The sequence below is a fragment of the Microbacterium sp. genome, from assembly GCF_051953575.1.
Taxonomy (GTDB): Bacteria; Actinomycetota; Actinomycetes; order Actinomycetales; family Microbacteriaceae; genus Microbacterium.
In genome coordinates this window covers 1-6,863 of the sequence record NZ_JBQCIP010000306.1, presented here as the reverse complement: position 1 = coordinate 6,863, position 6,863 = coordinate 1, and the positions used below count along the sequence as shown (strand labels likewise).

Sequence of the window (6,863 nt, the reverse complement as noted above, 5' to 3'; positions counted from 1 at the left end):
CGACGCGACCGTCTGCAGGTTGTTCTTGACGCGGTGGTGGATCTCGCGGATCGTCGCGTCCTTGGTGATGAGCTCCTGCTCCTGGTGGCGGATCTCGGTGACGTCGCGGCACAGCAGGATCGCGCCGATGCGGGTGCCGTGATCGCGGAGCGGGATCGTGCGCAGCGACACCGTGACGCCGCGCGCTTCGAGGTCCGCCCGCCATGGAGCGCGCCCCGTCACGACGACCGGCAGCGACTCGTCGAACTGACGCTTCGTGGGGAGGATCTGCGTCACGACCTCGACGAGCGACTCGCCCTCCAGCTCGTCCTCGAAGCCGAGGCGGTTGAACGCCGAGAGGGCGTTGGGGCTCGCAAACGTCGTCACCCCGTCGACGTCGAGCCGCACCAGACCGTCCGAGGCGCGCGGCGCGCCGCGTCGCGGCGAGGTGGGAGCGGTGAGGTCGGGGAAGTCGCCCGACGCGATCATGCCGAACAGGTCGTCGGCGCACTCGTTGAAGGTGATCTGCTGACGCGAGGGCGTACGAGCCTCGCCGAGGTTGGTGTGGCGGGTCACGACGCCGATCGTCTGCACGACGCCGCCGCTCCTGCGGGCGACGGGGACGGCGCGCACCCGGGTCGGCGTCTCTTCGAACCAGTCGGGCGAGGCCGAGTCGACGATCGCGCCGGTCTGGAAGGCCTCGCGCACCTGGGTGCGCCACTGCGGCCGCACGCGGTCCCCCACGATGTCACGGTAGAAGAGCGTCGCGGCGCCGCTCGGCCGCGTGTGCGCGACGGCGACGAACGAGTCGTCCGAGGTCGGCACCCACAGCACGATGTCGGCGGACGCCAGATCGGCGAGGAGCTGACCGTCACCCGCGAGACGGTGGAGCCACTCCACGTCCTCCTCGCTGGAGCGGCCCTGGGCGTAGACGAGATCGCTGAGGGTCGACACGCACCTAAGCCTAGGGCTCGCGCCTCACGCGGCCGGCGCCGGCGCCCCCGACGACTTCTGCGCGTCGTCGCGCGGGCGACGTCGAGGGATGCCGCGGCCGGTCTTTCTCGCATTCACGGGCGCCCCCTGGTCCGGCGCCGGCACCACGGCGTCGCCGGCGAACCGACGCACGGCGAGCGTGAGCGGAGACTTGGGCGCGACCTCGGCGATGGTCTGGGACGACAGCAGCGCAGCATCGGCGGAGCGCGGATCCTGCGGCACGAACCACACGTCTTCGATGCCGCCGAAGCGGTCGAGCGTGCGGCGCACCTGCCCGCGCGCATCGATGCCCAGCGCGCCCGGCCGCAGGCGGTTCGCGACCACCGCGACGCGGGTGGCGCCGATCGTCGCGCGCAGCTCGGCATACGCCCGCAGGAAGCGCGCCACCCCCAGCGGATCGGCGGCCGCGACCGCGACCACGAGATCTGCGGCTCGGAGCGCCGCGATCGTGGCGGCGTTGCGCCGCGGGCCGTCGAGGTCGCTGACGATCTCTTCGTCCCGCTCCAGTGACGAAGACACGTCGACGACCGTGAAGTCCGCCCATTCCCGGCAGGCGGCGAGCGCGGTCGTGACGCGTCGGTCGCTCAGCTCGGGCCAGCGCGACGGCCGGTTGATCCCGGTCAGCACGTCGACGCCGGTGCGCCCGAGCGGGATCGCGATGCGTGTGAGCTCGCGCGTGTCGAGTCCGCCGAGCTCGGCCTGCCGGCAGGCGGCGGCGAAACCCGGCCCTTCGTCGGCGAGGCCGAGCATGAGGGCGATGGACGGCGCGTGGGTGTCGGCGTCGACGAGCGCCACATGGCGCCCGCCTCGGGCGAGCTCCATCGCCAGCTCGGTCGCGATCGTGGTGCGGCCGGGCGCACCGGCCGGCCCCCACACCGCGATCACGCGCGGGCGCGTCGGCACGGCTTCGGCGCGCCGCGGGGCGGCAGCCTCCGACGGGCCCGCGAGCAGGACCTCGGCGATACGCCACGGCGCTGTGGCGGCGTCGAGCGGTGCTTCCAGTCCGCACGCGGCGGCGAGGCGCTCCCCCGCCGCGTCAGCGACGAGCGGCACGATCCGCGTGCCGGCCCGGTCGCAGAGTGCGACCACCGTGGGTGTCAGCGATGCGCGGTCGACCGCCAGCACGAGTGCATCGGCCTCGGCGAGCGCGCGCAGCAGGACCTCCGAGTCGGCCTCGGGCCCGGGCTCGTCCGCTCCCGCAGACGATGCGGACGCCGGAGCCGACGCCGCGAACCGGGCGACGACCTCGATGCCCTCGCGCTGCAGGCCGGCGACGAGCGCATCGGCATCGTCGACCGCGACGACCGCCTTCACGATCCCGCCCCCGTCGTCGGCACGATGGAGAGCGCGGACTGGTCGGCCATCGCGGCCAGTGTCGCCGACACGTCGTCACGCGGGATCACGAGCTCGAGGGCAGCCGCCCCGCCGCCGATCATCGAGTCGTCGCGCGTGACCGACACCACGGTGGCATCGGCGACAAGGATGCGCGGATCGTCATAGGCGCCGCGTTCGAGCAGCGGCGCCGCCCACACCTCCACGACGGTGCCGGCTTCGACCGAGGCGGGCACGTCCACGGCGCTGCGCACGACGACGCTCGTGGTGCGTGCGTCGTCGGCGTCGCCGACGGACGCCGCGGGCACGAGCTCGCCGGCCTCGATCGTGCGGGTGGCGACGGTGCCGTCTGCGAGGTCGCCCTCGCCGAGGTACGTGCCGGCGACGGCTCCGAGTGCCACGTCGACGATCTTGACGTCGCCCGCTGCGATCGGTTCGCCGGGCACGATCGTGTGCGCGGCGGCGTAGACGGGGACCGTCTGCCGCGCCGCGGAGACGACGAGCCACACTCCCACCACGGAGGCGACGACGAGGAGGACACCCAGGAAGAACCGCGCGTCGCCCCAGAAGGCGCGACGGGGGCTGCGGACGGTTTCGCTGGCGGGGTTCATCGGACCATCGTCGCCGACGCGCGAGAATCGCGTCGCGCGTTATCCACAGGGTGCTGCGCACCAGGCCGGTGCCGGACCCGCGGGGCCATAATGGGGGCATGTCAGATGACCCGACGTCCGACGTGCGCCTTCTCGCTCCCGCTCAGGTGGGCGAGGTCCTCGGCGTCTCGGTGGACGAGGTGATGGCCCTCGTCCAGGAGGGCCGCCTCCGCGGCATGCGGGTGGGATCGCCCGCACGCTGGCGCGTCGATGCCGCGAGCGTCACCGACTATCTCGACGACCAGGCCGAAGAGGCCCGGCGCATGGCCCTGTGGCGTCAGTCGCAGACCGCCAGCTTCCCCGAGCTGTGGGGCAGCGGCATCGTCCGCAACGGCGACTGACGGCACCGCGCCCCTCGGCAGGCCGAACGAGTCAGGGCAGGGCAGGCGCCTCGTCGGCGCGCACCCACGCCACCGCCGCGAACGGCACGATGCGGTGCCCCGTCACGGCATCCGCCCGTCGTGGCGCGCCCGGATCGTGCAGCGCGAGGTCGAGGTGGTCGGCGCCCGCTCTGTCGATCGTGCCCGTGAGGAGTCGCCCGTTGACGAGGTGCAAGGCCACGCCGGCGCGTCGGCGCACGAGGTCGCGCAGGGCGAAGCCGAACGTGAGGCGCTCGCTCAGCGGTGACCGGGGCGGCGCGACCCGGGCGGTGCGCAACAGGTCGGCATGCGGCATGCCGACCGCGAGAATGGCGGCGAAGGGGGCCACGACGGCGCCGGGCGGGCCCTCCACGGGCGCGAGGGCGACCCAGTCCGCCCCGACGCCGGTGACCCTCGCGCGCAGGGTCGTCCCGTCGACCAGATCGAAGGATGCCGTCGTCAGCGTCGCACCGTCGCGCCCGGAGAGCAGGGTCAGGCGTTCGGACAGCTGCACGCGCGACAGCCGCAGGCGCTCGGCCTCGGTGTCGAGCACGGCACGCTCGGCCTCCCATTCGGAGGCGAGCTGATCCTCGAGGTCGTCGAAGAAGCGGTCCCAGCGCACGGAGCGAGCGTAGGGCAATTCCGCTCTGACCGGCCTCGAGTTATCCACATACCCAGGTCTCGGGATTTTCCTGAGAGTTCCCCGTGTGTTGTACTAGCCCCGAGACATCCCCCACTGTCGAGATAGGCACCCATGGCAACGACGCCCGCGGGCAGCGCCCGCGCACTCCCTCATCATTCGCCGCGCAGCACGCAGCTCTCGGAGTTCTTCGCGCCGCAGCGCACGCCGTCGATCGAGCTGCCCTCGCCCGAGCCCTTCCTGCGCAACCTGGCGCTGGGAGTGCTCGAGGTGTTCGCGGGCGTGCGCGAGGTCGAGCAGCTCGCACGCTGGCTCACCGAGGACGCGTACCGCAAGCTCGTGGTCCGCACGAACCTCGCCACGCGGGCGCGCAACGCCCGCGGGATGGTCGCCCGCCGCCCGGTGCACACGGTCATGTCGGTGCACGAGTCCTCGCCGGCCGACGGCATCGTCGAAGCCGTCGTGGTGGTGCGCGGCCCCGCGAGGACGCGCGCGCTGGCCGTGCGCCTCGAGGGTCGCGACGGCCGGTGGCGCGCCACATCCCTCGCCCTTCTCTGACCCGAGCCGCGACGGGCGGGCCGGTCCCGACGATGTGACCGGCCCGGCCGTCAGCGTTCTTCGGCGTCGATGAGCTCGAGCAGCCCCTTCAGGGCATCGCGGATCTCGTCGTGCCCGTATTGACCCGCCCGGCTCTCGCCCGAGATCACGCCCGAACGGTGGACCTTGCGGAAGTCGCCGAACGGGAACGAGTACGCCTTCTTGGTCTCGCGGTCCTCGGACCGGTCGACACCCAGGTGCCAGTGCGAGAACTCGGTCCACCCGTCGCTCTCGATGAAGGCGTTCTCCTCGTCGGCGGTGGGGGCCGCCTCCGACCAGTCGTCCCGCTCGTCGCGGACGACCTTGCCGTCACGGATCAGCGCCCGCGCATGGCGGAGCGCCGGCTGATTCAGTTCGATGGACATGCCCGGAGGCTACGTCGCGGACGACGGCGCCCGGGAGGGGGTTGACGGGATGCCGCGGCATCCCTGCCTCACTGCTTGTACGACGACAGGAAGTTGCCCAGGCGCTCGATGGCCTCGGTGAGCACACGTGCCTCGGGCAGCGTGACGATGCGCAGGTGGTCGGGGGTCGGCCAGTTGAAGCCGGTGCCCTGCACCAGGAGGACGTGCTCGGCGACGAGGAAGTCGTAGACGAGCTTTCCGTCGTCGTGGATCTCGTACACCTCGGGATCCAGGCGCGGGAACGCGTACAGAGCGCCCTGCGGCTTCAGGCAGCTGACGCCCGGGATGCTCTCGAGCGCCTGCCACGCGGCATCCCGCTGCTCCAGCAGGCGTCCCTCGGGGGCGATGAGCGCGTCGATCGACTGCACACCCGACAGCGCCGCCTGCACCGCGTGCTGGGCGGGGACGTTGGGGCACAGGCGCGTCGACGCGAGCAGCTGGATGCCCTCCAGGAAGCCGGCCGCGTGCGCCTTCGGCCCCGTGATCACGAGCCAGCCCGAGCGGTAGCCCGCGACCCGGTAGGTCTTGGAGAGGCCGTTGAACGTCAGGCAGAGCAGGTCGGGGGCGAGCGTCGCGAGCGAGATGTGCTTCGCCTCGTCGTACAGGATGCGGTCGTAGATCTCGTCGGAGAGCAGCAGCAGCGAGTTCTCGCGCGCGATCTCGACGATGCCTTCGAGCACCTCCCGCGTGTAGACGGCGCCCGTCGGGTTGTTCGGGTTGATGACGACGATCGCCTTCGTGCGCGGTGTGACCTTGGCGCGGATGTCGTCGAGGCTCGGCTGCCAGCCGTCGTCCGGGTCGCAGCGGTAGTGCACCGGGGTGCCGCCGGCCAGGCTCGTCATCGCGGTCCACAACGGGTAGTCGGGGGCCGGGATGAGGACCTCGTCGCCCTCGTCCAGGAGCGCCTGCATCGTCATGGTGATGAGCTCGGAGACCCCGTTGCCGAGGTAGACGTCGTCAGGGTCGAACTGGGGGAAGCCCGGCACCTGCTCGTAGCGGGAGACGACGGCGCGGCGCGCCGACATGATGCCCTTGCTGTCGCTGTAGCCGTGCGCGTGCGGGACGGCCTCGATCATGTCGCGCACGATCTGGAACGGCGCCTCGAACCCGAACACCGCCGGGTTGCCGGTGTTGAGCTTGAGGATCGTGTGACCCTCGTCCTCGAGCCTGTCGGCCTCTGCCAGGGCCGCCCCACGGATCTCGTAGAGAACGTTCTGGAGCTTGCTCGACTGGTCGAGGGGGCGGAGGCGATTCATCGCATCAGGATATCCGCGGCGGCGCGGGGCCAATGAACGCCCCGTGGCCCGCTCACCACCTGCCTACGAAAAGCAGAATGGATGCCGCGACCCGGCGTCTCCCGAGGTCGCGGCATCCATTCGCGTCACTTCTTGCGCTGATCCGCGGCGCGCCGCTGGGCACGGTTGAGCGGCGCCTGCTCGGCAGCGGGCGCCTCGGTCTTCTGACCGAACGCACCGCGAGGAGCCTCCGCGGCCGGCTGGGCCTGCGGCTGAGCGGGCGTCGCCGCCGCGGCGGCCGCCGCCTGGCGCAGTCGCGTCGCCGCCTGCTGCACCTGGCCGCGCTCGTTGCGCACCTCGACCTCGCCGGCGTCGTTCGAGGCCGTGTACTGCAGACGCTGCGCCTCGACCGGCTGAGCCGACAGGCCCTTCGCCTCGACCTGCGTGACCTGGTCGGCGTCGCCCTCGCCCTGGCGGCGCACCTCGACCTCGAGGTTGTAGAGGTAGCCGACCGACTCCTCCTTGATCTGCCCCATCATGGCCTGGAACATCTGGTAGCCCTCGCGCTGGTACTCGATGAGCGGGTCGCGCTGGGCCATCGCACGCAGGCCGATGCCGTCCTTGAGGTAGTCCATCTCGTAGAGGTGGTCGCGCCAGCGGCGGTCGAGCACCTG

Annotated in this window: 8 protein-coding genes and 1 pseudogene; 2 read left to right on the top strand and 7 right to left on the bottom strand. The window is 72.1% G+C overall.

Translation table 11 applies throughout. The annotated features are described in order from the left end of the window. From ACTHNQ_RS19665 to ACTHNQ_RS19655, 3 genes are all read right to left on the bottom strand, one after another. Nucleotides 1-933, bottom strand: a 933-nt coding sequence (locus tag ACTHNQ_RS19665; protein WP_440335614.1) for a histidine kinase N-terminal domain-containing protein, incomplete at its 3' end; no start/stop codon positions are given. A gap of 24 nt (nucleotides 934-957) precedes the next feature. Continuing rightward, on the bottom strand, nucleotides 958-2,286 hold the full coding sequence (locus ACTHNQ_RS19660) for an AAA family ATPase (RefSeq protein WP_440335613.1): 1,329 nt from the start codon (nucleotides 2,284-2,286) through the stop codon (nucleotides 958-960). Then, nucleotides 2,283-2,915, bottom strand: a complete 633-nt coding sequence (locus ACTHNQ_RS19655) for an SAF domain-containing protein (protein WP_440335612.1) — start codon at nucleotides 2,913-2,915, stop codon at nucleotides 2,283-2,285. Before ACTHNQ_RS19655 ends, ACTHNQ_RS19660 begins: the two co-directional genes overlap by 4 nt. A 98-nt stretch (nucleotides 2,916-3,013) precedes the next feature. Between ACTHNQ_RS19655 and ACTHNQ_RS19650 the strand changes: the two genes are divergently transcribed. Then, the gene (locus tag ACTHNQ_RS19650; protein ID WP_440335611.1) at nucleotides 3,014-3,295 is read left to right on the top strand and encodes a helix-turn-helix domain-containing protein; all 282 of its coding nucleotides are present in this window, start codon (nucleotides 3,014-3,016) and stop codon (nucleotides 3,293-3,295) included. 31 nt (nucleotides 3,296-3,326) lie between these two features. On the opposite strand, the gene ACTHNQ_RS19645 is transcribed toward ACTHNQ_RS19650, so the two are convergent. Further along, nucleotides 3,327-3,935, bottom strand: coding sequence for a hypothetical protein (locus ACTHNQ_RS19645; protein WP_440335610.1), 609 nt, complete (start codon nucleotides 3,933-3,935; stop codon nucleotides 3,327-3,329). 132 nt (nucleotides 3,936-4,067) lie between these two features. Between ACTHNQ_RS19645 and ACTHNQ_RS19640 the strand changes: the two genes are divergently transcribed. Continuing rightward, nucleotides 4,068-4,511 (top strand): Rv3235 family protein, encoded by a 444-nt coding sequence (locus ACTHNQ_RS19640; protein ID WP_018171989.1) that lies wholly within the window; start codon nucleotides 4,068-4,070, stop codon nucleotides 4,509-4,511. Nucleotides 4,512-4,561: 50 nt separating this feature from the next. On the opposite strand, the gene ACTHNQ_RS19635 is transcribed toward ACTHNQ_RS19640, so the two are convergent. The 3 genes and pseudogenes from ACTHNQ_RS19635 to ACTHNQ_RS19625 form a co-directional block, all read right to left on the bottom strand. Continuing rightward, complete coding sequence (locus tag ACTHNQ_RS19635) at nucleotides 4,562-4,915, bottom strand: hypothetical protein (protein ID WP_440335609.1); 354 nt, start codon at nucleotides 4,913-4,915, stop codon at nucleotides 4,562-4,564. A 68-nt stretch (nucleotides 4,916-4,983) separates the two neighbouring features. After that, complete coding sequence (locus ACTHNQ_RS19630) at nucleotides 4,984-6,210, bottom strand: pyridoxal phosphate-dependent aminotransferase (protein WP_440335608.1); 1,227 nt, start codon at nucleotides 6,208-6,210, stop codon at nucleotides 4,984-4,986. Between the two features lie 125 nt (nucleotides 6,211-6,335). Continuing rightward, nucleotides 6,336-6,863 (bottom strand): annotated as a pseudogene (locus ACTHNQ_RS19625) (preprotein translocase subunit SecA); the annotation flags it as partial.

What these genes read in the sequence shown, in the direction of transcription:
- ACTHNQ_RS19655 (WP_440335612.1), bottom strand. Translation starts at nt 2,915, where the DNA reads ATGAACCCCGCCAGCGAAACCGTCCGCAGCCCCCGTCGCGCCTTCTGG.
- ACTHNQ_RS19650 (WP_440335611.1), top strand. Translation starts at nt 3,014, where the DNA reads ATGTCAGATGACCCGACGTCCGACGTGCGCCTTCTCGCTCCCGCTCAG.
- ACTHNQ_RS19640 (WP_018171989.1), top strand. Translation starts at nt 4,068, where the DNA reads ATGGCAACGACGCCCGCGGGCAGCGCCCGCGCACTCCCTCATCATTCG.
- ACTHNQ_RS19635 (WP_440335609.1), bottom strand. Translation starts at nt 4,915, where the DNA reads ATGTCCATCGAACTGAATCAGCCGGCGCTCCGCCATGCGCGGGCGCTG.
- ACTHNQ_RS19630 (WP_440335608.1), bottom strand. Translation starts at nt 6,210, where the DNA reads ATGAATCGCCTCCGCCCCCTCGACCAGTCGAGCAAGCTCCAGAACGTT.